General features: G+C 71.4%; 22 protein-coding genes and 1 pseudogene. 11 read left to right on the top strand and 12 right to left on the bottom strand.

Going from position 1 to position 23,455, the window contains the following annotated elements:
• Together C4V41_RS59695 and C4V41_RS59690 are read right to left on the bottom strand one after the other, a co-directional pair.
• On the bottom strand, positions 1-863 hold an 863-nt coding region (locus C4V41_RS59695), incomplete at its 3' end, for a Clp protease N-terminal domain-containing protein (protein WP_146104283.1).
• A complete protein-coding gene (locus C4V41_RS59690) occupies positions 863-1,861 on the bottom strand; it encodes a hypothetical protein (RefSeq protein ID WP_146104282.1) in 999 nt (332 codons plus the stop codon). The genes C4V41_RS59695 and C4V41_RS59690, both read right to left, overlap by 1 nt.
• A gap of 27 nt (positions 1,862-1,888) precedes the next feature.
• Between C4V41_RS59690 and C4V41_RS59685 the strand changes: the two genes are divergently transcribed.
• Positions 1,889-2,110, top strand: coding sequence for a hypothetical protein (locus C4V41_RS59685; RefSeq protein WP_103964888.1), 222 nt, complete (start codon positions 1,889-1,891; stop codon positions 2,108-2,110).
• A gap of 215 nt (positions 2,111-2,325) precedes the next feature.
• Here the strand turns inward: C4V41_RS59685 and C4V41_RS59680 are convergent, their stop codons facing one another.
• The 4 genes from C4V41_RS59680 to C4V41_RS59665 all read right to left on the bottom strand — a co-directional run bounded on the left by C4V41_RS59680 (position 2,326) and on the right by C4V41_RS59665 (position 8,415).
• Positions 2,326-3,321: a S1 family peptidase gene (locus C4V41_RS59680; RefSeq protein WP_235031096.1), complete on the bottom strand. Its 996-nt coding sequence runs from the start codon at positions 3,319-3,321 to the stop codon at positions 2,326-2,328.
• 319 nt (positions 3,322-3,640) lie between these two features.
• Positions 3,641-5,506, bottom strand: a complete 1,866-nt coding sequence (locus tag C4V41_RS59675; RefSeq protein WP_103964886.1) for a tetratricopeptide repeat protein — start codon at positions 5,504-5,506, stop codon at positions 3,641-3,643.
• 123 nt (positions 5,507-5,629) lie between these two features.
• Positions 5,630-7,522 carry a hypothetical protein gene (locus tag C4V41_RS62645; protein WP_160150799.1) on the bottom strand — a complete coding sequence of 631 codons (1,893 nt, stop codon included), beginning with the start codon at positions 7,520-7,522 and terminating at the stop codon, positions 5,630-5,632.
• Positions 7,519-8,415 carry a leucine-rich repeat domain-containing protein gene (locus C4V41_RS59665; protein ID WP_103964884.1) on the bottom strand — a complete coding sequence of 299 codons (897 nt, stop codon included), beginning with the start codon at positions 8,413-8,415 and terminating at the stop codon, positions 7,519-7,521. Before C4V41_RS59665 ends, C4V41_RS62645 begins: the two co-directional genes overlap by 4 nt.
• Before the next feature lie 163 nt (positions 8,416-8,578).
• On the opposite strand from C4V41_RS59665, the gene C4V41_RS59660 reads away from it, so the two are divergent.
• From C4V41_RS59660 to C4V41_RS59645, 4 genes are all read left to right on the top strand, one after another.
• Positions 8,579-9,808 carry a DUF6745 domain-containing protein gene (locus tag C4V41_RS59660; RefSeq protein WP_146104280.1) on the top strand — a complete coding sequence of 410 codons (1,230 nt, stop codon included), beginning with the start codon at positions 8,579-8,581 and terminating at the stop codon, positions 9,806-9,808.
• Positions 9,809-9,830: 22 nt separating this feature from the next.
• On the top strand, positions 9,831-10,235 hold the full coding sequence (locus C4V41_RS59655; protein ID WP_103964882.1) for a hypothetical protein: 405 nt from the start codon (positions 9,831-9,833) through the stop codon (positions 10,233-10,235).
• Between the two features lie 175 nt (positions 10,236-10,410).
• Entirely contained in the window at positions 10,411-11,319 is a 909-nt protein-coding gene (locus C4V41_RS59650; protein WP_103964881.1) for a beta propeller repeat protein, read from the top strand.
• Between the two features lie 72 nt (positions 11,320-11,391).
• Positions 11,392-12,576, top strand: coding sequence for a low temperature requirement protein A (locus C4V41_RS59645; protein ID WP_200825043.1), 1,185 nt, complete (start codon positions 11,392-11,394; stop codon positions 12,574-12,576).
• On the opposite strand, the gene C4V41_RS59640 is transcribed toward C4V41_RS59645, so the two are convergent.
• A complete protein-coding gene (locus C4V41_RS59640; protein WP_103964880.1) occupies positions 12,545-13,420 on the bottom strand; it encodes an RNA polymerase sigma-70 factor in 876 nt (291 codons plus the stop codon). The two genes, C4V41_RS59645 and C4V41_RS59640, sit on opposite strands and share 32 nt — an antisense overlap.
• A gap of 145 nt (positions 13,421-13,565) precedes the next feature.
• Here C4V41_RS59640 and C4V41_RS59635 point away from each other — a divergent pair, with 145 nt between their 5' ends.
• The 5 genes from C4V41_RS59635 to C4V41_RS59615 all read left to right on the top strand — a co-directional run bounded on the left by C4V41_RS59635 (position 13,566) and on the right by C4V41_RS59615 (position 17,450).
• Positions 13,566-14,327: an SDR family oxidoreductase gene (locus C4V41_RS59635; protein WP_103964879.1), complete on the top strand. Its 762-nt coding sequence runs from the start codon at positions 13,566-13,568 to the stop codon at positions 14,325-14,327.
• A 2-nt stretch (positions 14,328-14,329) separates the two neighbouring features.
• On the top strand, positions 14,330-14,557 hold the full coding sequence (locus C4V41_RS59630) for a hypothetical protein (protein WP_103964878.1): 228 nt from the start codon (positions 14,330-14,332) through the stop codon (positions 14,555-14,557).
• The gene (locus C4V41_RS59625) at positions 14,550-16,229 is read left to right on the top strand and encodes a ferritin-like domain-containing protein (RefSeq protein WP_200825042.1); all 1,680 of its coding nucleotides are present in this window, start codon (positions 14,550-14,552) and stop codon (positions 16,227-16,229) included. The genes C4V41_RS59630 and C4V41_RS59625 overlap by 8 nt, the downstream gene beginning before the upstream one ends.
• A gap of 114 nt (positions 16,230-16,343) precedes the next feature.
• On the top strand, positions 16,344-17,057 hold the full coding sequence (locus C4V41_RS59620; RefSeq protein WP_103964876.1) for a helix-turn-helix domain-containing protein: 714 nt from the start codon (positions 16,344-16,346) through the stop codon (positions 17,055-17,057).
• A 54-nt stretch (positions 17,058-17,111) separates the two neighbouring features.
• Positions 17,112-17,450, top strand: coding sequence for a YciI family protein (locus C4V41_RS59615; RefSeq protein WP_103964875.1), 339 nt, complete (start codon positions 17,112-17,114; stop codon positions 17,448-17,450).
• Between the two features lie 149 nt (positions 17,451-17,599).
• Here the strand turns inward: C4V41_RS59615 and C4V41_RS59610 are convergent, their stop codons facing one another.
• From C4V41_RS59610 to C4V41_RS59595, 4 genes are all read right to left on the bottom strand, one after another.
• Positions 17,600-18,106 carry a GNAT family N-acetyltransferase gene (locus tag C4V41_RS59610; protein ID WP_103964874.1) on the bottom strand — a complete coding sequence of 169 codons (507 nt, stop codon included), beginning with the start codon at positions 18,104-18,106 and terminating at the stop codon, positions 17,600-17,602.
• The gene (gene rsgA, locus C4V41_RS59605) at positions 18,103-19,167 is read right to left on the bottom strand and encodes a ribosome small subunit-dependent GTPase A (RefSeq protein ID WP_103964873.1); all 1,065 of its coding nucleotides are present in this window, start codon (positions 19,165-19,167) and stop codon (positions 18,103-18,105) included. The genes C4V41_RS59610 and rsgA overlap by 4 nt, the downstream gene beginning before the upstream one ends.
• 195 nt (positions 19,168-19,362) lie before the next feature.
• The gene (locus C4V41_RS59600; protein ID WP_103964872.1) at positions 19,363-20,988 is read right to left on the bottom strand and encodes a CocE/NonD family hydrolase; all 1,626 of its coding nucleotides are present in this window, start codon (positions 20,986-20,988) and stop codon (positions 19,363-19,365) included.
• On the bottom strand, positions 20,985-21,572 hold the full coding sequence (locus C4V41_RS59595) for a TetR/AcrR family transcriptional regulator (protein ID WP_200825041.1): 588 nt from the start codon (positions 21,570-21,572) through the stop codon (positions 20,985-20,987). The genes C4V41_RS59600 and C4V41_RS59595 overlap by 4 nt, the downstream gene beginning before the upstream one ends.
• A 61-nt stretch (positions 21,573-21,633) precedes the next feature.
• On the opposite strand from C4V41_RS59595, the gene C4V41_RS59590 reads away from it, so the two are divergent.
• Positions 21,634-23,133: a carboxylesterase/lipase family protein gene (locus tag C4V41_RS59590; RefSeq protein ID WP_103964871.1), complete on the top strand. Its 1,500-nt coding sequence runs from the start codon at positions 21,634-21,636 to the stop codon at positions 23,131-23,133.
• Here the strand turns inward: C4V41_RS59590 and C4V41_RS59585 are convergent.
• Positions 23,123-23,455: pseudogene (locus tag C4V41_RS59585) on the bottom strand (TetR family transcriptional regulator); the annotation flags it as partial. The gene C4V41_RS59590 and the pseudogene C4V41_RS59585 sit on opposite strands and share 11 nt — an antisense overlap.

Genomic DNA, 23,455 nt, shown 5'->3' with positions numbered 1-23,455 from the left:
AGCGTGTGCAACTCGTCGATGAACAAAATGATGTCGCCACGCGTGCGGATCTCCTTGAGCACCTTCTTCAGCCGCTCTTCGAAATCACCGCGGTAACGCGAACCGGCCACCAACGCGCCCAGGTCAAGCGTGTAAAGCTGCTTGTCCTTCAGCGTCTCGGGCACCTCACCGCGCACGATCTTCTGCGACAGCCCCTCCACGACGGCGGTCTTGCCGACGCCGGGCTCGCCAATCAGCACCGGGTTGTTCTTGGTCCTCCGCGAGAGGACCTGCATGACCCGCTCGATCTCCTTCTCACGACCGATCACCGGGTCCAGCTTGCCCTCACGGGCCGACCGGGTCAGGTTACGGCCGAACTGGTCGAGCACCAGCGAAGAAGACGGGGCATCATGCGCGGCGCCGGCGTCGGTGCGCTCCTGTCCGCTCTGATATCCCTGCAGCATGTGGATGACCTGCTGCCGGACACGGTTGAGATCAGCGCCGAGCCTGATCAGCACCTGCGCCGCCACGCCGTCGCCCTCACGGATGAGCCCGAGCAGCATGTGCTCGGTGCCGATGTGGTTGTGACCCAGCTGCAAAGCCTCACGGAGCGACAGCTCGAGGACCTTCTTGGCCCGGGGAGTGAACGGAATGTGCCCCGCCGGAGCCGACGGACCGTGGCCGATGAGCTCCTCGACCCGCTGGCGTACAGCCTCAAGGCCGATCCCCATGTCCTCCAGGACCTTCGCGGCGACCCCCTCCCCTTCGGAGATGAGCCCGAGCAGGAGGTGCTCGGTGCCCATGTAGTTGTGGTTGAGCATGCTGGCCTCCTGACGGGCCAGGACCACAACGCGTTTCGCTCGGTCGGTGAATCTCTCGAACATCAGCTCTCCCGCCGGGACGGTGCTCGGAAGGCGAGCACGACCAAATCGTCCGGATCGGCCACGACGCTCGCGGCCACGCCGTCAGGGCGCACGACGTACGCGCGTGGCGGGCCGGTGAGCAGCCACCGGCCGCTGACGATGGTGCCGGTCGCGCCCGCGTGCGGCCCGGCGGCGATGCGCACCCTCGTGCCGGGCGCGTGCCCGTCCTCGGCCACCGTCAGCAGCGCGTCGAGGATCTGCCCGGCCCCCTCGAAGCACAGCTCCTCCCACCTCTGCGGTATGTGCGGAGCCAACAGACCGGACAGGCGTTCGGCATGGTCGCGCGCCTCCGGGTGCGGGGCGACCCGGGCGGCGGCCAGCGCGGCGACCGCCTGGTTGCGCAGGAGGGACGGCTCTTGGTCGAGCATGAGGCGTGCTGTACGGTCCAGCAGCGAACAGACGATGTCCACCGCCGTCTCCTGGCCGAGCTGGGCCGCCCAGGCGAGCTCGCCGACCGAGGGCACCAGGCTCGGCGCCTGTTCGGCGATCATGGCGTAGACCAGGGCCAGCACGTCCTGACGGGTCTCGCCGTGGTAGAGCAGGCCGACGCCGGTGCCGCTCTCGCCCCGGGTGGGCGGGAACCGCTCGGCCAGATGCCGCGCCCGCCCCCAGGGCAGATCCGCTGCCAGGTGGGTGTCGTGGACCCGCTGTTCGAGGGTGCGGCCTTGGCGGCGGTCGATCAGCATGCGGCGATGCCCGTCGGTGCTCACCGGGTAGACGGTGCGGCCCTGGCCGGCCGGGCCTTCGAACATGCCCTCCGGGAAGGCTTCGAACCGGCGTCTGGCCACGGAGTAGGGCACGCCTGTCAGCGTGGCCTGCGCCCTGATCGCCCGCTTACGCGCCCTCCCCGACACGGTCCGCCTCCTCGGCTGCCCATCACGACCCTGGTCCCCCATCCCGAGCAACTGCTTACTCGCCTGGTAAGGCTGCTCGCCGACCTGCCGGAGCTGCTCAGCCACCCCGGGCAACCGCTCGTCCACCCGCTGGTGCCGCTCACCGATCCCGCGGCCCCGTCGGTCCGCCCGCTGGCGCTGCTCGCCTACCTCGTGGCGCTGTTTGTTCGCCCCGTGGTGGTGGTCGTGTGCACGCTGGTGGTGGTCGTCTGCGCCGTGGTGCTCATCGTCTGCCATCACGCCTCCGGCAGGACCCCACGCCTCCCACCGATCAGGCGGCACGATGAGGCCGCACAGCCGGGTCCCGCGCGCTGAGTCGGCGACTCTTGGCCGTCGTACACGATCCGCGTGGGAGATCGTGCCCGGCTCCGGCGGGCGCTCCGCCTACCCGACACGATAACTCCACTCGATCCCGCGGCGGCCGAATTCAGCCGGTAGCCGAACAGGTCGGTTCGAGATCGGGAGGGTGAGAGCGCGCGACATGACGCCGTGCCCGGGCGTGAGGTGTGCCCGGGCACGGCGTACGTGGGTCAGGCGACCGTGAGGCTGAGGCCGTAGGCGCTCAGGATCTCGTTGACGGGCTGGTGGTACGTGGTGCCGCCGGAGGAGCAGTTGCCCGAGCCGCCGGAGGTCACGCCCTGGGCCTGGCCGCCCGAGATGAACGAGCCGCCGGAGTCACCGGGCTCGGCGCAGACCGAGGTGCGGGTGAGGCCGTTGACCGTACCCTGCGGGTAGGTGACGGTCGCGTTGTGCTGCTGGATGGTGCCGCAGCGCCAGCCGGTGGTCGAGCCGGAGCGGCAGACGGAGGAGCCGACCACGGCCTGCGTGGAGCCGCGGACCGTCACCAGCGCGCCACCCGAGCCGCGTACGTACGGGCGGGGCGTGTGACCGGGCGTGGCGACCCAGGCGTAGTCGTTGCTCGGGAACGACGAGCCCTGGAAGGAGCCGCTGGGGTTGGAGGTGGAGTTACCGGCCCGGCCGCAGTGGCCCGCGGTGACGAAGCCCGGCGTGGAGCCCTTGGTGACGGCGAAGCCGATGCTGCAGCGGCTGGAGCCGATGTAGTAGGGGGAGCCGCCGATGATGTCCATGTACGGCGTCGGGCGCTCGGTGGTGGCCGAGACGGTGACCGCGTCGCCGTCGACGCCCGACTCCTTGACCAGGGTCTCGGCGGCCTCCACCGTGGCGGCCTGGACGGCGACCTTGTTGGAGGTCACGTCCACGTACCAGAGCGCGGCTCCGGACCTGGCCGTCTTCGGGGTCTGGTCGAGCTTCGTCATGATGTCGTTGAGCTGGACGAGGGTCCGTTCGACGACCACCGGCTGGGCGCCCTGCGACTCGATGGCGGCGGCCTCGGCCGAGTCGGTGGTGGCGACCGTCAGCTTGGAGGCGTCCTGGTTGAGCCAGGCGCCGGCGTACGAGTCGTCGCCGAGCTGGCCGCTCAGCGTCGTCTGGGCGGCGGTGGCACGTTCCTCACTGGCGAGGCGGGCGTTGGCCTGCTCTTCGGTGATGCCGAGGTCGCGTTCCATGGCGTCGATCATCGCGGGGGGTGCGGGCGACGGGGACGCGGACGGAGGGGCGGTGTCGGCTGCTGCGGGGCTGAGGGGGGTGGCAAGGCAGACGGCGAGGACGGCGGCGCCTACCAGCCCACAGCTCTTACTCAACATTTGCACTCCTTGTAACGAGATGCAGTCAAGGTAGCGGCTGTCAGAGATCTACGGAAGACATACCAAAGAGGTCATATCTTTGCGGTATCCCCACCTGGGCAGGGCGATCGCTTGACACTCGACCGCCCGGCCGCTGGTCGGAGCACGGGTGAGGTTGCTGACGAGCTGTCAGGAGCCGTCGTCAGAAAGGGGCGGTCCCTGCCAGGACCGAGCGGGCGCGGGCCAGATGGTGCTCATGAGCCTCGGGCGAGTCCGCGGTCAGCGACTCGTACAGCGCTACCGCCTCTTCCGCCGCCGCGCGCCCTTCCGCGAGAGAAGAGGCGGCCGAGTGGATCTCGGCGAGGTTCAGCAGCGCGCTCGCGTGCCCGCCTCCGTAGCGAGCCGGATGCCGCGCGGCCGGCCGCCGGTACATCGCCACCGACTCCGCCGCGGCCGCCAGTGCCTCGGCGTGTTCGCCTCGCCGGGAGCGTAGGACGCCGTGATCGGTCAGCGCGTGGGCGAGGTCTCCCGCCAGACGATGCGGATCGAGCCGGTACAGGCGCCGGTAGATGGCCAGGCACCGCAGCGAGGCGCTCAGCGCCTCCTCGCGATCCGGCGCCGACACGCCCAACGTGTGCAGCGCGAGCGCGAGCGTCGGCTCGTGCTCCTCGGGGTCGGCGGCCGCGAGCGTGGTGAGCAGGGTGACGGCTTCCCGTGCGGCCTCCGCCGCCTCCTCCTGACGGTTCAGGTCCGCCAGGACGCACGAGGTGTTGTTCAGCGCCAGCGCGAGTCGCGGGGCGGCGTCTTCGTGACGGCGGGCGATCTCGACCGCCTCGAAGCCTGCCGCGAGCGCCTCTTCGACCCGATTCAGGTCATGCAGGTCGGAGCCCAGGTTGTAGAGGCCGGCACACAGGCTCAGCTCGGCCTCGCGGACCTTCTCGCGGAAATCGCCGAGGTGTTCGTCCCGGATCTCATCGTCGAACTCGATGTTCTCGATGAATTCCTCGTCGAGTTCGTCGTCATCGAAAAGGTCATTGACCTCGCTCAGCCCGCCATCGTCGAAAAGCTCCCTGCCCACCGGCTGATCATCCGCGTCGAGAGACGCCTCCACATCGGGGAACAAGCACTCGAACCGGTTCTGGCGGTCCAGCGCCCGCGCCGCGAGTACACGATCGAGGCGCACGGCTTCCTCGGCGGCGGCCAGCCCTTCACGTCGCCGGCCCGACCGTCCCAGGGCGATGGCGACGTTGTTCAGCGTGACGGCCAGGGTGCGCAACCCGGAGAAGTCGTCGTCCCCATCGATCGACCGCCTGGCCGTCTCCACCCGCTCGGCGAAGGCCGCGTACGCCTCCTCGTACCGCCCGGCCTGCGCGAAAGCGCCGCCCAGTCGCCCCAGCGCCTCGTCGAGCCGGCTCGTGACGAGCCAGTCCGGCTCATCATCGGCGTCGTTGTATCGGCGCCAGATGTTCTCCGCCTCGGCCGCGGCGCCGATGGCCTCGTCGAAACGGCCGACGCCGGTAAGACAGTCGGCATACAGGGCGAGCGCGTACGCCAAGGTGTAGCCCTTGGGCCGGCCGGGCTTGCCGTCCGGTTGCCGCCGGATCTCGCGGACCGCCTCGGCCGCCGAGTCCGCCGCTTCGTCGTGCCTCCCGAGCCGCGCCAAGATGCGGACGGACGTGGTCCGCGCGTCGTTCGCCTCGTCGAGAGCGGAAGCGTCCACGACCGCCAGGCGCAGGCTCACCTCCTGCTCCTCCTGTTTGATCGGCAGCACTTCCTCGTAGCGCCTCAGCTCCACGAGAACGCCGCCCAGAGAGTGCAACGTGCGGCGGTAGTCGTCCAGGAAGTCGCCGGCGACCTCGGCGCCGTCCGCTCGGTAGACGTCGATCGCTTCGAGATGGACCAGCCGCGCGAGCTCGTACCAGCCCGGATGATCCAGCTCGGCGCCGAGACTCCGCAACGGCTCGGTCAGCGCGCAGGGGCTGGGCCAGGCCTCACGGGGCTGCCCGCGCAGGGCTTCGATCTTCCCCATGAGGACCTGGGCGTATCGCAGGTCGGGACCGTCGGCCATCGAGTGACGTCGCGGATCGCGACGGTTCGGTAAGCCGGGATGCCGAAGCAACATCTCTGTGTCGATGCGATCTTCCACCATGATCGCGACGATAGTGCAGCCCCATGACACAGAACCCGAGGATCAGTCCTCCTCGTCGTCCTCCCAGTCGTCCTCGTCGTCGTCATCCCACAGGTCGCTGGGCGGCAGCGGGTGCTCGTCGTCGACGAGAGAGTCGTCCACTGAGCGCCGCCAGGCCTCGCTCAGCTCCGGGTCGGCCCAGTTCTCCTCGGTGATCCTCGGGACGGGGATGGTGGCCTGCCGGTGATCGACCATCCAGGAGTTGCGGAAGAAGTCGAACGAGAGGTGGTAGCAGCCGTCGGACTCGGTGTAGATGATGGGCGGGACGAGGAACTGCGCCACCCCGACCTTGGCCGCGACGGTCACGTAGTCCTCGGGGATGGATTCGTCGTTCCAGCAGGCGGCGAAGTTCACCGGCGTGAGGGCGTCCTTGCCGAGCACGTGGATGAGGCCGTCCTGAATGACGAACCGGTCCGGGTCGAGGGCGACGTCCTCGCCGAGCATGAGGATCGGCGCGGGCAGGATGTGCGCCTTGGCGAAGGACTGCGCGTCGGTGTAGAGCTCGATGATCTCGTCGTGGCGGGTGGGGTCGTAGTAGCCCGAGGAGTGGAACGGGCAGCAGATCCGGCTGTCGGGCCGCTCCGGCTCGGGGAAGAACGCGGACTTGTCCGCCCGTGTCATGGCCGGCCCGCCCTGCCTGGCCCGCAGGAACTCCGGGATCCAGCCGGCGTCGCCGGACTCGATCACCTCCGTGCTGCAGAGCGCACGGAACGCGGTGTCGCCGAGCTTGCAGTTGAAGTAGTCGAGCAGGGTGAGCGCGGCACACTCCGCCGGCGAGAGCGCGTCGGTCTTGGCGAACCAGAAGTCGTAGCCGTTGGCCACGAAGTGCACCCCGCGGAACTCCTTGTGCACGAAGGCCTCGCGCGCCGGGGCGCCCTCCCCCAGGCCGGCCCAGTGGGCGGCGGCCACCTGGTTGTAGTACGCGTCGGCGTGCCGGGCCAGCTCCGGCGCGAACACGCTCTCACCGGTCAGGTAGCACGCCTTGCTGAACAGCTCGCCGATCTCCGGCGCCTCGGTGATCTCGCCGGCGGCGAAGATCAGCTCGGTGCGCAGGAACACCTTGCGGCCGTCGTGGTAGGGGGCGCCCTCGTGCTCGTACCGCTGGTCGAAGAGCACGCACGTGAAGTCGGCGATCTCGCTGAGCGCGGCGCCGCCGACCAGGTCGAGCGCGGGTGAGCCGGTACCGCCGGTCAGATAGAGCAGCATCGTGTAGCGGGAGATGTGCCGCCGCGCCGCGTCGTAGTACGGCGTGTCGCGGTGCCGGTGGAAGTTCGCGTCGCCGGGTTCGAACCGGTTGCACCGGAACACCGGGTTCACGTGCGAGAACCCGTCCGCCGCGGAGAACGGCAGCGCGTCGGCGACCGCCGCGGTCAGCGCCTCCGCCAGCAGCGCCGAGTGGAAGATGAACCGCTCACCGCCCCGGGACGCGGCGTTCAGCGGCGGCACGTACAGCTTCAGCTCGTCCAGTTGTTCCAGCCGGGCCCGGGTCTCCGCGGGCAGCCGCAGCGCGAACGAGAACACCCCTTCGGCATGCTCCACCCGCTCGGCCAGCTCGGCCTCCAGCGGCACGTCCTCGAACAGGCGGTCCAGCGGGACGATGTTCTCGAACGTGCGGAACGACAGCTCGTGCGGGTCCACGAACACCGCCGCCAGGTACGGCGCGTCCGCGCTGGGCCGGGCGAACAGCTCCCGCACCGGCTCGCCGATGCGCTCGGCGTCGATGAACCGCACCGCCTTGAACCGCGCGGACGGATGCCAGGAGATGTCCAGCCCGTCCACCGTCGCGGCCGGCTCGGCGTCGGTCTCGTCCACTTCCGCCCGATATCGGGCGACCTCTTCAGCGGGTACGTCCCCGGCCGACAGGACGAAGAAGCGATCCCGGAGTTCGATGCTCACACGCACCTCCACAAGCTGCGCAGACCCGGCGAAAGATTCGCGGCGTGCGCCAGTTTCCGCACGCCGCCCTGGCCCACATCGGAGTCGTACAGCCACAGCCGCTTGAGCGACCCGGCGAACGGGGCGGCGACCAGGGCCTCCGCGCCCGCCTCGCCGATGCGGTTGTACCGCAGGTCGAGCTCGGTCAGCTCGGGGAAGCGATGCAGGGAACGCACTCCCTCGGCGCTCACCCGGTTGCGCTGCAGGTGCAGACTGCGCAGCCCGCCCAGGTAAGGGGACGCCGCGAAGGCCGCCAGACCAGCGTCACCGATGCGGCAGTACCGCAGCTCCAGCGTCCGCAACCGGTCCGCGCGGAGGGAGGTGGCGAGGGTCTCGGCGCCGTCGGGGCCGAGGTCCAGGTAGGAGAGGTCGAGCTCGGTGAGCCGGCCGGCGTCCAGTCCGGCGAGGGGCCCGACGTCCAGACGGCCGGGGCGCACCTCGGTTTCCTGGTCCTCTTCCTCCCACTCCTCCTCCCAGCCCTCGTCCTCCGCCATGGTCGCCGTGACGCGCAGCGTGGTGACGAACCGGCCGCGCAGCACCTGCTCCACGACGTCGCGTACGTCGTCGGACCACGGGACGGTCACCTCGGTGGCGAAGCCGTGGCGGCGGGCCAGCACGGTCGCCGTCGCCGGCAGCCCGTCGTCCCAGCCGCCCTCGTGCTCGGCGACGAGGTCGGCGATCTCGCGCTCCACGGCCGGGCGGTCGGCGGGGCGGGTGCGGGCCAGGCGCTGTTCGAGGCGGATCAGCGTGCCCCTGGCGTCGCCCTGCTCCAGCAGCCGGTCGCTGTAGGTACGCCACGAGGCGAGGTCGTCGGGCCGAGCCCGTAACGCGTCTTCGACGGCGGTCGCTTGCATTCGTACGAATGTACGGATGATCACGGATGTGTCAAGGCGGCGGGCGAACCTCGCGGTCAAGCCCTCGGACATGATCGTTGGCGTGGACAGGCCCGCGCGGCACGGTGTACATTGCGGCGTCCTCGGGCGGAATCAGGGGCCGCCTCATCTGGAGGTCGCCACCGTGAACTCACCGGGTCCAGCCCGTTCGACGACCGGCGAGCGGGAGGCGTGGGAGTCCGCCGCCCGCGCCTGCTACCAGGAGATCGGGGTCCCGTTCCCGGAGCGGGTCGTGTGGGTGTCCTCGCCGCTGGTGGGCGCGTTCGCCGCGCCGATCGCCGCCTGCCTGGGCACCGGCCACCGCAACCATCGCGTCCTGGACTCCGTTTACCGCGCGGTGGACGCCACCGCCGGGGAGGCCATCGGGAACGCCGTTCGTGCCGCGGTCCAGGCCGCCGTCGACGGCGCGGTGAACGATCCGGTGCACGGCGCGGCGGCCACCGCCCTGCACGCCGAGATCGCCGGGGCGATGAGCAGGGCACTGACCTCGGTGGTACGGGACGCGCCCGCCCGCGACGAGAACCGGATCCTGTCCACCAGCCCGCTGGCCACGCTCGCCGGGGCGTCGGACGAGGCCGTACGGGCGGCGGTGGACGCGGCGGTGGGCGGGCCGCGGCAGGACACGATCCGCGGCGAGGTGCGGCGGCTGTGGCGGGCCCACCTCGGGTTCCAGCGGTCCGGCACCTGGCTGAACCTGGTCGGCCAGTTCCTGCAGGCCACGGCCTCACCGACCAATGAAGAGACCGGCGAAAAGCCCGGCGAGAAGCCGCTGTGGCAAGCCCTCGCGGAGCAGGCGCCCGCCGGCTGGTGGTGGTGGCCCTTCCGGGACTTCGTCCTGCTCTGTCCGCGCCCGTCCGAGATCCACCTCGCACAGGTCGGCGAGGGCGCCCGCGCCGTACACCGGCCACATCGCGCCGACGGCCCCACCGCGGTCTGGGACGACGGGTTCGGGCTGTACTTCTGGCACGGCACCCACGTCACCCAGGCCGTCATCGACGACACCCTCACCGCCGACGAGATCCTGCGCGAGACGAACGCCGAGATCCGCCGGTGCGCCATCGAACGCCGCGGCTGGGACCGCTTCATCGCCGAGGCCGGCCTGGAACAGATCGGGCCGGACGTCCCCGATCCCGGCAACCCCGGCCAGAGCCTCACCCTGCACGACGTCCCCGACGGCATCTACACGGCACACGTGCGGGTCCTGCTGTGCACCAACGGCACCGTCGAACGGGACGGCACCCGCCGCCGCTTCGGCCTCACCGTCCCCGCCGGCTGCGCCGACCCCCTTGAGGCCGCCGCCTGGACGTACGGCCTCACCTCGGCGCAGTACGCCACGGCACAACGACGATCCTGACCGGCAAAGGAGCCCGAGCACGTTGCCCACCATCGAACAGGCCATCGCCCTCTTCGGCGTCACCATCGACGAGCACCTCGACCGGCAGGCCGAGATCCCCATCCTGTCCGGCCTGCAGTTCCAGGGCGACGTCGCCGTCGTACCGGCCAGGCGGGACCCGGCGCGCACCCCCGTACCCGAGACGGGTGTGCCGATCGTGCGCGGCCAGGCGGAGGCCAACACCCACCTCCTGCTGGCCACCGGCAAAGCGTTCTTCGCCCCTGAGCGGTTCGGCGGCGGGCTGGTGCTCGGCGTACTGACCGTCGCGGAGGGGGCGACCGCCTACCTCGCGCACCCCGAGCACGCCTTCACCGGCATCGCGCCGGGCACGTACGAGCTGCGACGGCAGCGCGAGCAGGCCAACGGGGCCCGGTTCGTCGAGGACTGAGCCGAGGACTGAGGAGCGTCCGATCGCCGCACCGCGACTGACGGCCGCCGGCCTGGCGCTGGCGGTCCTGGTGGGCTGCGCACAAAGCCCAAAGCCGGTCCCGAAGCCCATCCCAACACCCATCGGCGAGCCCAGCGCCAGTCCTGAGGCGGCGCGCCCCGAGGGCCGCTGGCGGGTGGTCCACCGGCAGAAGGGGCGAGACCACGACGCCCGGTTCCTGGACATCGCGGCCACCGGCGCGGCCGACGCGTGGGCGGTCGGCGAGCGCCCCTTCGGCACCGACGGCCACGAGGCGCTGCTGGTCCGCTGGGACGGCGAGCGCTGGCGACGGCTGACCAAGGAACTCCCGGAGGCGGCCAGAAACGTCACGCTCACCAAGGTGGACGCCTCCGACCCGGCCAACGTCTGGGTGATCGCCGAGGACACGGAGGGCGGCGAGTCCGGGCTGCTGCGCTTCGACGGCCGGCGCTGGTCGTTCATCCCCGACCCGGCGGGCAGCTCCGAGGTGATCGCCCTGAGCGGCGGGCAGGCGTGGACGTTCGGCGACGGACGGGCACGGCACTTCGACGGCCGGACCTGGACCGACCAGCCGATCCCCATCGTCACCCACGCCGCCCACGCACTCTCACCGCAGGACATCTGGGCGGTCGGCGAGGTGGACCCGAAACCGGACGACCCCTACGCCCAGACGGAACCCGCCGTCGCCCACTTCGACGGCCGGACCTGGCAGCGGATGCCACTGCCGGCCCTGTCACTACCCGACACGTCCCTGCCGGGGTTGTCGGCCGTGCTGGCGTCCGCCAAAGAGGTGTGGACGGTGGGCGGTTACGACACGGCGGACGGCGCGTTCCGCCCGCTGGCCTACCGCTGGAACGGCACGGCCTGGCAGGCGGTCACCATCGAAGGCGGCCGGCTGACCGGCATCGCCCGCGACAGCGGCGGCGTGCTGTGGGCCGCGGACGGCCACCGCCTCTTCGCGGGCGAGCGGTGGTCGCCGGTCACACCTCCCGCCCCGATCACCACGATGACGGGCGGCAAGCCGCTGTGGGCGATCGGCGAGGACACGATCACCGAATACCGCTGACCGGCTCTGTCACAGATCGGGGTACCGTCCTGTCCTTGAGTCAGGGACTCAAGAAGCGACAGGAGCAAGACGTTGCCACCCAGCACCACCATCCGCATCCGCGTACGGATGAGCGCCCGCCCCATCGACGAGCCGCACCGCGCGTCGAGCCAGCTCGAGCTGCTGTTCGACCTCACCTTCGTGGTCGCGGTCGCGGCCGTCACCGCCGAGCTCGCGCACGCCATCGCCGAGGGTCATGCCCTGACCGGGCTGGTCCCGTTCCTCCAGGTGTTCTTCGCGATCTGGTGGGCGTGGATGAACTTCACCTGGTTCGCCTCGTCCTACGACACCGACGACGTCGCCTACCGGCTGCTGACCATGGTGCAGATGGCCGGCGTGCTGGTGCTGGCCGCCGGGGTGCCCGCCGCGGCCGGGCACTCCGACTACGGGATCGTCATCCTGGGCTACCTGATCATGAGGGTCGGGCTCGTCGCCCAGTGGCTGCGGGCCGGTCTTGAGGACCCGGAGAGCCGCCGCACGGCGCGGCGCTACGCGGCCGGCATCAGCGTCCTGCAACTGGGCTGGCTGCTCCAGTATTTCCTCGTGCCGGCGAAGATCCTGCTGCCGTTCTTCCTCTGCCTGGTCGTCCTGGAGCTCGCGGTGCCCCGGTGGGCGGAGCGGACCAGGCCCACGAACTGGCATCCGCACCACATCGCCGAGCGCTACGGGCTGTTCACGATCATTCTGCTCGGTGAGAGCGTCCTGGCCGCGAGCAGAGGGGTGAAGGGGGCGCTCGAAGCGGGTGAGGTGAGCGGGCCCTTCGTGGTGATCTCCGGCTCCGGTCTCGTGCTGCTGTTCGCTCTGTGGTGGTTGTACTTCCTCGGGCCGGCGGGGGAAGGGCTCAGCGACCGCCGGCATCGGTCCTACCTGTGGGGATACGGCCACTATGGCATCTTCGCCGCCCTGGCGGCGCTCGGCGCCGGGCTGGAGGTGGCGGTGGAGCAGAGCGGGCACGCGGTGGCGGCCTCGCCGGTGACGCTCGGGTACGCGGTCGCTCTCCCGGTCAGCGTGTTCCTCGCCCTGCTGCAGGCGGTCCACGCGCTCGTGGTCGCGCCGTCCGTCCTGCGTCCCGCCACGGTGCTGGGCTGCGCCGCCGTCGTGCTGCTGCTGCCGCTCGCGGCGCCCTCGATCGGCGTGGCCGCCGTGGTCACCGCGATCACCATGTGCTGCGTGCTGCTGGTCGCCGTCACGATGTGGCGGGCGTCGAGACCCCGTTGAGCTTGGCCGGGTTCATCAGCCACAGCACCTCGTCGATGCCCTGCTCGGAGGCGTTGACCGTGAGGACCGTGAACACCTCGCCGTCGCGGCTGAGCAGGGCCGCGGCCTGGCCGTTCATGGTCGCCCAGGCCACGTCGACCCCGGTCCAGAAGTGGCTCGCGAACGCCTTGACGTACTTGGCCACCCGCGTCGAGCCCACCACGGGGATACGGGAGGCGCGCACGGCGCCGCCGCCGTCGGAGTAGCTGGTCACGTCGGCGGCGAAGAGCTCCTCCAGCGCGGTCAGGTCGCCGGCGCGGGCGGCGGTGACGAAGGCGGTCAGCAGCCTGCGCTGCTCGGCTCCGGCCACGGGCTTGCGGCGTTCGACGAGCACCCGCTTGCGGGCCCTGCTGACCAGTTGGCGGACGGCCGCCTCGTTGAGCCCGACGATGTCGGCGATCTGCCGGTAGGGGTAGTCGAACGCCTCGCGCAGCACGTACGCGGCCCGTTCGGTGGGCGAGAGCCGCTCCAGCAGCACCAGCACCGCGAACTCCAGAGCCTCACCGCGTTCGGCGCCGAGGTAGGGGTCGGCGCCGGTGTCGACCGGTTCGGGCAGCCAGGGGCCGATGTAGGTCTCACGGCGCACGCGGGCGGACTGGAGGGCGTTGATGGCCAGCCGGGTGGTCGTCGTCGCCAGGAACGCGGCCGGGTTGCCGACGCCGGCGCGGTCGTACGCCTGCCAGCGCAGCCAGACCTCCTGCAGCAGGTCCTCGGCCTCGGTGGCGCTGCCCAGCATCCGGTACGCGATGCCGAACAGCCGCGGCCGCACTTCGGCGAACACCGCCACGGCCTCCTCGAGATCCACAACCGCTCCCTTCCCGCCCCTTGTAGATCACCAACTACCGCCACGTGAAAAGAATTTCGCGATGGTTGTCACAAGTCGGGAGGCTGCCCGGTCTTAGTCGGCGACCGGACGGCACAGGGGTGCCCCGGCGGACAGGAGGAACGTCATGAAGATCGTCGTCATCGGTGGAACCGGACTGATCGGGTCGAAGCTGGTACGGAAACTGGGCGAGCACGGTCACGAAGCCGTGGCGGCCTCGCCGAACACCGGCGTCAACACCCTCACCGGCGAAGGGCTGGCCGAGGTGATGGCGGGCGCGCAGGTGGTGATCGACGTGTCGAACTCGCCGTCGTTCGAGGAGGCGGCCGTGCTGAACTTCTTCGAGACCTCCACGCGCAACCTGCTGGCGGCGGAGGCGGCGGCCGGTGTGGGCCACCATGTCGCGCTGTCGGTGGTGGGCACGGAGCGGCCGCCCGGTAACGCGTACTTCCGGGCGAAGATCGCTCAGGAGCAGCTGATCGAGAAGTCGTCGATCCCGTTCTCGCTCGTGCACGCGACGCAGTTCTTCGAGTTCGTCCGGCGCATCGCCGACGAGGCCACGGCGGACGGCCAGGTGCGCGTGCCGCCGGTGCTCTTCCAGCCCATCGCGGGCGACGAGGTCGCGCAGGCGGTCGGCCGGGTCGCGGTGGGCACGCCGCTGAACGGCAGGGTCGAGGTGGCCGGGCCCGAGCAGGTCAGGATGGACGAGTTCTTCCGCGACGTGCTGGCCTCCTGGGACGACCCGCGCGAGGTGGTCACCGACCCGCACGCGCACTACTTCGGCGAAGAGGTGCTGGAGCGGTCGCTGGTGCCGGAGGACGGCGCCACGCTCGGCCAGATCCGCTACCGCGACTGGGCCGCCCAGAACGAGACCGGAAAGCAGGGCTGACGATGAGTGCCCCGAACGGCGACGACGAGGTTCTGTACGAGCTCAAGGCCGAGGTCGAGATCGAACTGACCATGGTCGAGGCCAGCCGCCCCGAGGACGAGCTGGAGATGCCGGTCACCGACTGGCTGTTCGACCCGACGGACGCCGAGCGTGAGGAGATCGGCCTGCGGGGTCTGCGTGACGCGGTCGAGGTGCTGGAGGACGACTCGCCTGGCGGCCACGTTGCCTGAGGGGCGCATCGACTCGCTCGACGGTCTGCGTGAGCATGTGCAGTGGGCGATCGAGCTGGAACACGCGACGTTGCCGCCGTACCTGTGCGCGCTCTACTCGCTGGACCCGGAGCGCAACCCGGACGCCGTCGAGGTGGTGGGCAGCGTCTTCGCCGAGGAGATGCTGCACCTGGCGCTGGCCGCGAACCTGCTCAACGCGGTGGGCGGCCGGCCCCGCCTCGACACGCCGGAGATGCTGCCGCCGCATCCCCGGCGGCTGCCCCACGGCGACCTGGAGCTGTCGCTGCTGCCGTTCGGCCCGGAGGCGCTGGAGATGTTCCTGCGCCTGGAACGGCCCGCGCCGCCCGGGGCACCGCCGGAGGCCGACGGCTATGAGACGATCGGCCAGTTCTACGCCGCGATCGAACAAGGGCTGCGCCTGCTGTGCGACCGGCTCGGCGAGGAAGCGGTCTTCTCCGGCGATCCGGCCCGCCAGATCACGGACGTCCACTTCCGCCACACCGCCGGCCGGCTGATCGCCGTCGACGGCCTGAAGCCGGCGCTGGCGGCGCTGGAGGAGATCGTCGAACAGGGCGAGGGCACCGCCAGGAGCGAGGTCTGGGACGGCGACCAGGACGAGGTCGCGCACTACTACCGCTTCCAGGAGCTGAAGATCGGCCGGCGCTACCGGCGCGGCGACACCCCGCGGTCGGGGCCCACCGGCGAGGTGCTCCGGGTGGACCCGGCCGGTGTGCTCCCGATGCCGCGCGACCCGCGCCCGGCCGCCCCGGGCACCGACGTCCGCGAGGCCCAGGAGGAGTTCGACCACACCTACTGCGCCATCCTGCACCTGCTGGAGCAGGCGTTCAACGGCAGCCCGAAGCTGCTCGCGGTCGCCACCGGCACCATGTACGCGCTCAAGGCCCAGGCCCTGGCCCTGATGCGCATGCCGGGCGGCGGTCCCACCTTCACTTACGTCTCGCCCGAGCGGCGCAGGTGGAGCACCGGTGACCGGCAGCGGATCGTCGTGCTGCCCGGCGGTCCTTACGTCGTGTACGGCGGAATCCCCCTCCGGCGCAAACGCAAGATCGTCTCAGCCGAGAACAACGCGCTGACCTGGAAGACCGGCGAGCCCTTGGAGACCGAGGACATCTACGCGCTCTGCCGCTGCGGCCACTCGGGCGACAAGCCGTTCTGCGACGGGACCCATGCCGTGATCGGGTTCGACGGCACGGAGACGGCGGGCGAGCGGCCGTACCGGGAGCTGCGGCACGTGCACGACGGCGTCGGCATCTCGGCCCAGCGGGTGGGCGAGCTGTGCGTCCACGCCGCCTTCTGCATCGGCCGTACCAGGCCGATCGCGGCGATGCTCGCCGACACCGGCGACAGCGACGTGCGCTCCGACGTCATGGGCCGCATCGACCACTGCCCGTCCGGCTCCTACAGCTACGCCCTCGAACGCGGCGGCGACACCATCGAGGCCGACCTGCCCCGGGCCGTCTCGGTGCTGGAGGAGGAGAACGGGCTGGCGAGCGCGCTGTGGGTCACCGGCGGCGTGCCGGTGGAGCGATCGGACGGCCGGCCGCTGGAGACGCGCAACCGGATGACGCTGTGCCGCTGCGGCCACTCCGGCAACAAACCGCTGTGCGACGGCACCCACCGGGAGATCGGCTTCCACGAGGAGAGCCGCTGATCAGCTCGGACCTGCGCACCGCCGAGCATCTCGGCGCGAGGGTCGCGGAGCAGGCACGCCGGAGCCGCTCCACCACCCGGAGCGGGATCGGGCGAACCATGTGAAACTGTCGGAATGGCGATCGAGAGCGAGGACCGGCCGTCGGACTCGCCGTACATTGAGCGGGTCTACCGCAGCGAGGGCGTCTCGGCCGCGCCGCGCATGCACTCGGTGGCGAACACGAACTGGGAGCTGGTCGTCTGGCAGGCCGGCGGGCAGGTGCACGTCGCGGTCCGGGGGCCGGAGACCAGGCCGACCACGGTGGACGACATCCCGGAGGGCTCCTCGTTCGGGATCATCTTCGCCCACGGCTCCTCCATGCCGCACCTGCCGGTCCCCAACCTGGTGGACACGGCCGTCATGGCGCCCCATGTGACCTCGGACCGGCTGGTGCTGCGCGGGGAGGAATGGGAGTTGCCGAGGTTCGACACCGCCGAGGACTTCGTGAACCGGCTCGTGCGGGCCGGCGTCCTGGTGCGCGACCCGCTGGTGGCCGACGTCGCCGCCGGCGACGACCACCCGCGGTTGAGCACCCGCTCGGTGCAGCGCCGGGTGGTCGCCGCGACCGGGCTCACGCAGGGCAAGCTCCGGCAGATCGAGCGCGCCAGGCGGGCGGCCATACTGCTCGGCGAGGGGGTCTCGCCGCTGGAGGTGGTGCACCTGCTGGGCTACTACGACCAGCCGCACCTGTCCCGTTCGCTGGTTCGTTTCATGGGCCGTACGGCAACCGAGCTGCAGCGTCCCGACCCGGACGAGCCGCTGTCGCTTCTGTACAAGACCGGCCACTGACCTGCTCCGTAGCGTGAAGGCGACACCATCCGCATTGAGCAGAGGAGCAGACCCATGCCGAAGTACGCCCTGGTCTTCCAGTACGACCCCGCCGTAACCGGCCCGTCCGAGGGAGAGATCGCGGACTGGCTCGCCTGTGACAAGGAGGTGCGGGAGGCCGGAGTGTTCGTGTACGAGGCCGGCTTCCACGAGCCCGGCACCGCCCGTACGGTGAGTGTGCGCGACGGCGCCACGATCGTCGACGACGACGTCGCCGACCCGGCCGGTGTCGTCGCCGGCCTGTACGTCGTCGACGTCGCGGACATCAACGCCGCCACCGCCTGGGCGGCGAAGATCCCCACCGCCCGCTACGGCAGCGTGGACGTGCGCCCGATCGTGGAATACCACGGCTGAGCTCGGCTCCGGGTCGCCAGGCTCGCCCGTGGCGGTCATGCCTTCGAGCAGCAGGCCGCGCGGGAGAAGGGTCGAATTCCGTCCGGCCGGTCGAGACGAATCACCCGGACGGGCTCGGCGCCGGCGACCGCGCCGAGCCCGTGACATCGTCAGACCCCGAACGCGGCCGGGTAGCGGATGACGCCGGCCGGCACCGGCCCGTCAGGGTCGAAGACGAGCGCCATCATGTACTTGTCCTCGACGTCGAAGGGCGGCCGGATGGCCAGGCGCGAGGCCGGGGTGAAGCCGAAGCGGGGGTAATACTCGGCGTGCCCGAGCACGAGCACGAGGTTCTCGCCCAGCTCCCGGGCGGCGTCGAGGGCGGCGCGGATGGCCGCGGAACCGGCGCCGCGCCGCTGGTCTCCCGGCCGGACGGCGCACGGGCCGAGGGCGAGCGCCGGAGCGCCGTCCACGTGGCAGCGGGTGATCAGCGCGAATCCGGCGATGGCGCCGCCGGGCGCCTCGGCGACCCACGACAGGCCCGGGATCCACGCCTCCGGGTCGGCGCGCAGGGCCTCGACCAGGTCGGCCTCATGAGAGGTGGGGAAGGCGGCCAGGTTGACCTCGCGGATCTGGTCGAGGTCGGCGGTGGTCTCGGTACGGGTGATCCAGGTCATGACTGCTGCTCCCTGAACTTGTAGGTGGCGCGAAGATGGCTGGTGATGGCCTTCTGCCGGTTCGTACGTTCGCCGCGCAGCCGGGCATCCGTGCGCGCGGCCGCCCACACGTTCTCCCGTTGCAGCTTGCGGTAGCTGGCCAGGCGGCGCTCGGTCAGCTCACCCGCCTGGAGGGCGGCCTGGACGGCGCACCCGGGTTCGGTGTCGTGGCCGCAGTCGCCGAAGCGGCAGTCCTGGGCGAGGCGTTCGATCTCGGCGAAGACCTGTTCCAGGCCGTCGGTGGCGTCGTACAGGCTGATGCCGCGCAGGCCGGGCGTGTCGATGAGGACACCGCCGCCGGGCAGCGGCACCAGTTCGCGGCGTACGGTCGTGTGGCGGCCCTTGCCGTCGTGCGCCCGCACCTGGCCGGTGGCCAGGAGTTCGTCGCCGAGCAGCGCGTTGCCGAGGCTGGACTTGCCCGCGCCCGAGGAGCCGAGCAGGACCGTGGTGCCGCTCAGCAGGGCGGTCAGCACGTCGATGTTCTGGCCGGTGGCCGCGCTGGTGGCCAGAATGTCCACGCCGGGTGCCAGCGCCTCGAGCTCAAAGGCGTCGGTGGCGAGGTCGGCCTTGGTCAGGACGATCAGTGGCCTGGCACCGCTGTCCCACGCGATGGCCAGCAGCCGCTCCAACCGGGCCGCGTCGAGCGGTGCGGTCATGGCGACGGTGACGACGACGGTGTCGATGTTGGCGGCCAGCACCTGCCCGTGGGAGGTGCGCGACGCCGACGAGCGGACGATCGCGCTGTGACGTGGCAGCAGGGCCACCAGCTCCGGCGCATCGCCAGGGCGCAGGGCCGCCCAGTCGCCGGTGCAGGGCGCCAGCAGCGGGTCGGGCGAGTAGAGCGCCGTCAGACCGGCCCGTACGGGGCCGGCCTCGGTGACCGCGTCGCACAGGCCGCGGTCGACCCGGACGATCCGGGCCGGCACCAGGCCGGATTCGCGGTGTTCCGTGAAGGCGTGGTCGAGTGTTTCCGTCCATCCGTACCGGGACAGGCCGGAGGGATCGGTGAAGAGATTGGACAACGTGAGACACCTTGCGGGAAGGGGCCCCGACGAGACGCAGGCATCACCCCCGCTATGAGCGGAGGGAGGAAATGGGTCAGACCGGGGCCCGGGACGTGAGGAATGTCCGGGCGCTGCACATGGCAGCGGTCTTCACCGCGGTCATCGAACCTCACCTCCCTCTCAACCGAAATCCAACACTCGACGAGCAGCAGCTTAGCAGCTCCGGAGAGTGGGGAGGATCACCGCCGACGGATGCTCGGGGTCGTGGAAGACCTGCTGGTCGGCGGCGCGCAGGGTGACGGCGGTGGCGCGGGGTTCGCCGGTGCCGGGGTTGCGGTTGTAGCGGGGGAAGGCGCCGCTGGAGACCTGGACGCGGATGCGGTGGCCACGCCTGAACCGGTACGCCGTCGGCCACAGCCGCACCCGTGCCGCGGTGACCCCGTCGGCGCCGGCGAGGCTGGTCAGGCCGTCGCAGACGTTGGTGGAGCGGCCGCGCGCGTCGACGTCGCACAGGCGGACGAAGACGTCGGCGTACGGCAGGCTGGAGCGGAAGAAGATCTCGGCGCTCACCTCACCGACGACCTCGACGTCCCGGTCCAGCACGGAGGTCGTGTACATGAGAACGTCGGGACGGGCCTCAAGAGCGGTGTTGTCGACCCGGCCCGCCTTGACGCCGAAGGCCATGCGGACCCCGCCGAGCGCCGGGGTCGGGTCGGCGGGGTCGTAGCGGTAGTGGTCGGGGGCCGAGCCGGTGAGCGCCTCGGTGGCGAGGGCGCCGCCCGGTTGCAGGTGGAAGCGCTCGGGCTCGTACCCAGGCGGCGGCCAGGACGGGAAGTCGCGCCACCGCTCCTCGCCCATGACGAACAGGCGCACCGGCGCGCGCTCGGCCGGTTCCTCGCCCCGGGCCAGGGCCAGGCCGAAGTCGAGGGCCTCGGCGGCGGCCGTCTGCCCGGCGCCCGCGGAGATGTGGGCCCAGGGGCCGACGGTGAGGCGGATCGGGGAGCGGCCGGCGTCCTGCAGCGCCTGGTGGTCGCGGAGCTGGCCGGGCAGGAAGATGTCGTACCAGCCGCCGACACTGCTGACCGGCACCTGGATGCCGGCGACCCGGTCCCGGTGGTCGAGGTCGCGCCAGAACGGGCTGCCGGAGTCGTGGACGAGGATGTTCTGGATGTAGTCGTCGCGGCGGCCGATGGCGGCGGTGTCGGCCTGGTTCAGCGGCAGCGTACGCAGGGCGCGCTGCACCTTCCTGCCACCGAGCAGCTGGCGCGCCATCGCGAACCGGCTTTCCTGACCGGCGACCTGGACGCCCCAGACGAACGGGGTCTCCAGGGAGAAGCCGTCCGCGCGCAGGAAGTCGAGGGTGAGCGCCGATTCGGAGACTCCCGGGATCATGGCCTTGACCTGGGACGGCACGGCGTCGGCGACCGCCCACTGGACGAAACCGAGGTAGCTGGCGCCGTACAGGATCATCGAGTCGCCGAACCAGGGCTGCTTGATCACCCAGTCGAGGGTGTCGAGGCCGTCCTCGCGCTCGCGGCGCAGCGGGTCGAAGGGGCCGTCGGAGCCGAAGGTGCCGCGCGTGCTCTGGATGAGCACCTGGAAGCCGCGTTCGGCCAGCGGCCGGGCCATCGGGCCCGCGATCATACCGGCCCTGCCGTAGGGGACGCGGATGAGCGCGGTGGGCAGGCCGTCGCCGCCCGTCTTCGGGGCCCAGCGGTCGGCCAGCAGGACGGCGCCGTCGCGCATCGGGACGCGCAGGTCGCGCTGGACGGTCAGATCTCTGGTCGCGGGCGGGGGCAGGCGCAGCATGCGCTGGACGAGGTGGCTGCTCAGATTCATCGGGAGTGACCTCCGGACGTGAGGTGGGTGCGCGTCAGCACCGTGGACACGCGCGACAGCCGGTCCGCCATCTCTTCGGGGTCGAGGGGGTCGTCGGCGTCGACCAGCCAGTCGTTGACGATCACGCCGATCCCGCCGGTGAGCATCGTCGCCAGATCGTGTGCCGTGGCGTCGTCGAGGTCGCCGAACACCTCCCGCAGCCCCTTCACGGTGACGAGCGAGCCGAACAGCCTGTTCAGGGCCTGGGTCATCGGGAAGGCGCAGGATCCGGTGAGCATCGCGCGGTAGAAGGGCCGGCGCCGGGCGAAGTGCCGGGCCATCGCCAGCATGCGCGCCCGCCGTGATGCGCCGGCGTCGCCCGCCTCGGGGATCAGCTCCCGTTCGACCAGGTCGGTCGCGGCCGCCACGAGGAGGGTGTCGCGGTCGCCGAACTGCAGGTAGACCAGTTGCCGGCTCACGTTCGCGACGTCGGCGAGGTCGCCTACGGGCAGCGCGGTGGTGCCGCGCTCGGAGACCAGGTGGACGGCGGCGGCCATGAGGGCGGCACGGGAGCGGAGCACCCGGCGGTCTTGACGATCCTGCACGCACACCACACTAGACATGTGTTAAAAAACAGACAACTGTTAAATTAGGCAAGGAGCGACCATGTCCGAGCCCGTAGTCCGTACCACCGCCGGCGTGGTGTGCGGCCGCATGGAGGATGGCCTGGCCGTCTTCCGCGGCGTCCCGTACGCCGAACCGCCGGTCGGCGAGGCCCGTTTCCAGGCGCCCCGTCCCGTATCCCGCTGGGACGGCGTCCGGGAGGCGTACGCCTTCGGCCCGCCTGCGCCGCAGGACATGTCCATGGCCCGCGGCGACCTCGAGATGGCCGAGGGCGACGACTGGCTGACGGTCAACGTCTGGACGCCCGAACCCGGCCCGGCCGCCCGCCGCCCGGTCATCGTGTGGATCCACGGCGGCGCCTACAAGCACGGCTTCTCCGGCAGCCCCGGCTACGACGCCCAGCACATCGCCCGCGACGGCGACCTGGTGTTCGTGTCGCTGAACTACCGGCTCGGCATCGAGGGCTTCGCGCACATCGACGGCGCGCCCGCCAACCGCGGCCTGCTCGACCAGGTCGCCGCCCTGGAGTGGGTGCGCGAGAACATCGCGGCGTTCGGCGGCGACCCTGGCCAGGTGACCGTCGCCGGCGACTCGGCCGGCGCCGGTTCCATCGCCGCGCTGCTGGTCATGCCGAGCGCGACGGGGCTGTTCCGGCGGGCCGTCATGCAGAGCGTGCCCGGCACGTTCCTGTCCGGCGCCCTGGCCCGCGACGTCGCCACGGCTCTGACGGCCGAGGCGGGCCTACGCCCGACAATTCAGGATTTGTCCGGCGTGGACCCGCGACAGCTCCCGGCGACCGAGCAGGCGCTGGGGTCGAAGATGCGGCAGTACGCGGACCGCTGGGGCGCCTTCGCGCACACGCTCACCCCCTTCTCCCCGGTCGTCGACGGCGAGGTGCTGCCGGAGGCGCCCTGGCAGGCGCTGGCGCGCGGCGCGGCTCGGGACGTGGACCTGATCGCCGGCCACACCCGCGACGAATGCCGCACGTTCATGATGTTCGCCGGGCAGCTCGGCAAGATCACCGAGGAGCAGGCGGCGGAGGCGCTGCGCCTGTTCGGCCCCGGCGACGACGGCGAGGCGGCCTACCGCGCCGCGTTCCCGGACGCGTCCGCCGAGGAGCTGTACGAACTCGTCCAGAACGACTGGCTGTTCCGCATGCCGACCCTGCACCTGGCCGAGGCGCACGCCGCCGGGGGCGGACGGGCCTACCTGTACGAGCTGGCCTGGCAGTCCCCGGGCCTGGACGGGGCGTTGCGCGCCTGCCACGGCCTGGACGGCCCGCTGCTGTTCGGCACCTACGACGCCCACCTGGGCCCGGCCGCCATCGGCCCCGGCGGCATCGACGAGGCCCGTGAGCTGACGTCGCAGATCCGCCCGGCCTGGACGTCGTTCGCGACGTCGGGCGACCCGGGCTGGCCCGCGTACGACTCCCGGCAGCGCCTGACCCGGATCTTCGACACGTCACCGTCGGTCGCCGCCTACCCCGAGGAGACCTCTCGCCTCCTGTGGCAGGACCACGCCTTCGGGGCGCTCACGACGTAGGGCTCACCGGAGCCTGCCAGAGGCCGGCGATCGCGTCGACGAGGCTGCCGGCGAGGTCGTCCCAGCTCGGGTGGAGGGTGGGCGTGCCCTCGGCGAGGGCGCGCTCCCGCTCGACGCACATGTGGACGATCACGTGCCGCGCCATGGCCCAGCGGGCCTCGCGTACGTCGGCGGGCAGGCCGGCCAGGCACCGGTTCACGCCGTCCACCAGCAGCCGCAGTGACGGTGAGGGCAGTGATTCCTCGACCGTGATCCGGTAGAGCGCCGGGTCGGCCATCACCTGGGCGCGGAAGCGGGCGTACCAGGTGGGCGCGCCCAGGGC

Source organism: Nonomuraea solani, from assembly GCF_900108335.1.
GTDB lineage: Bacteria > Actinomycetota > Actinomycetes > Streptosporangiales > Streptosporangiaceae > Nonomuraea > Nonomuraea solani.
Note: the sequence above shows the minus strand (reverse complement) of the source record. Positions and strands in the feature narration are given on the sequence as shown.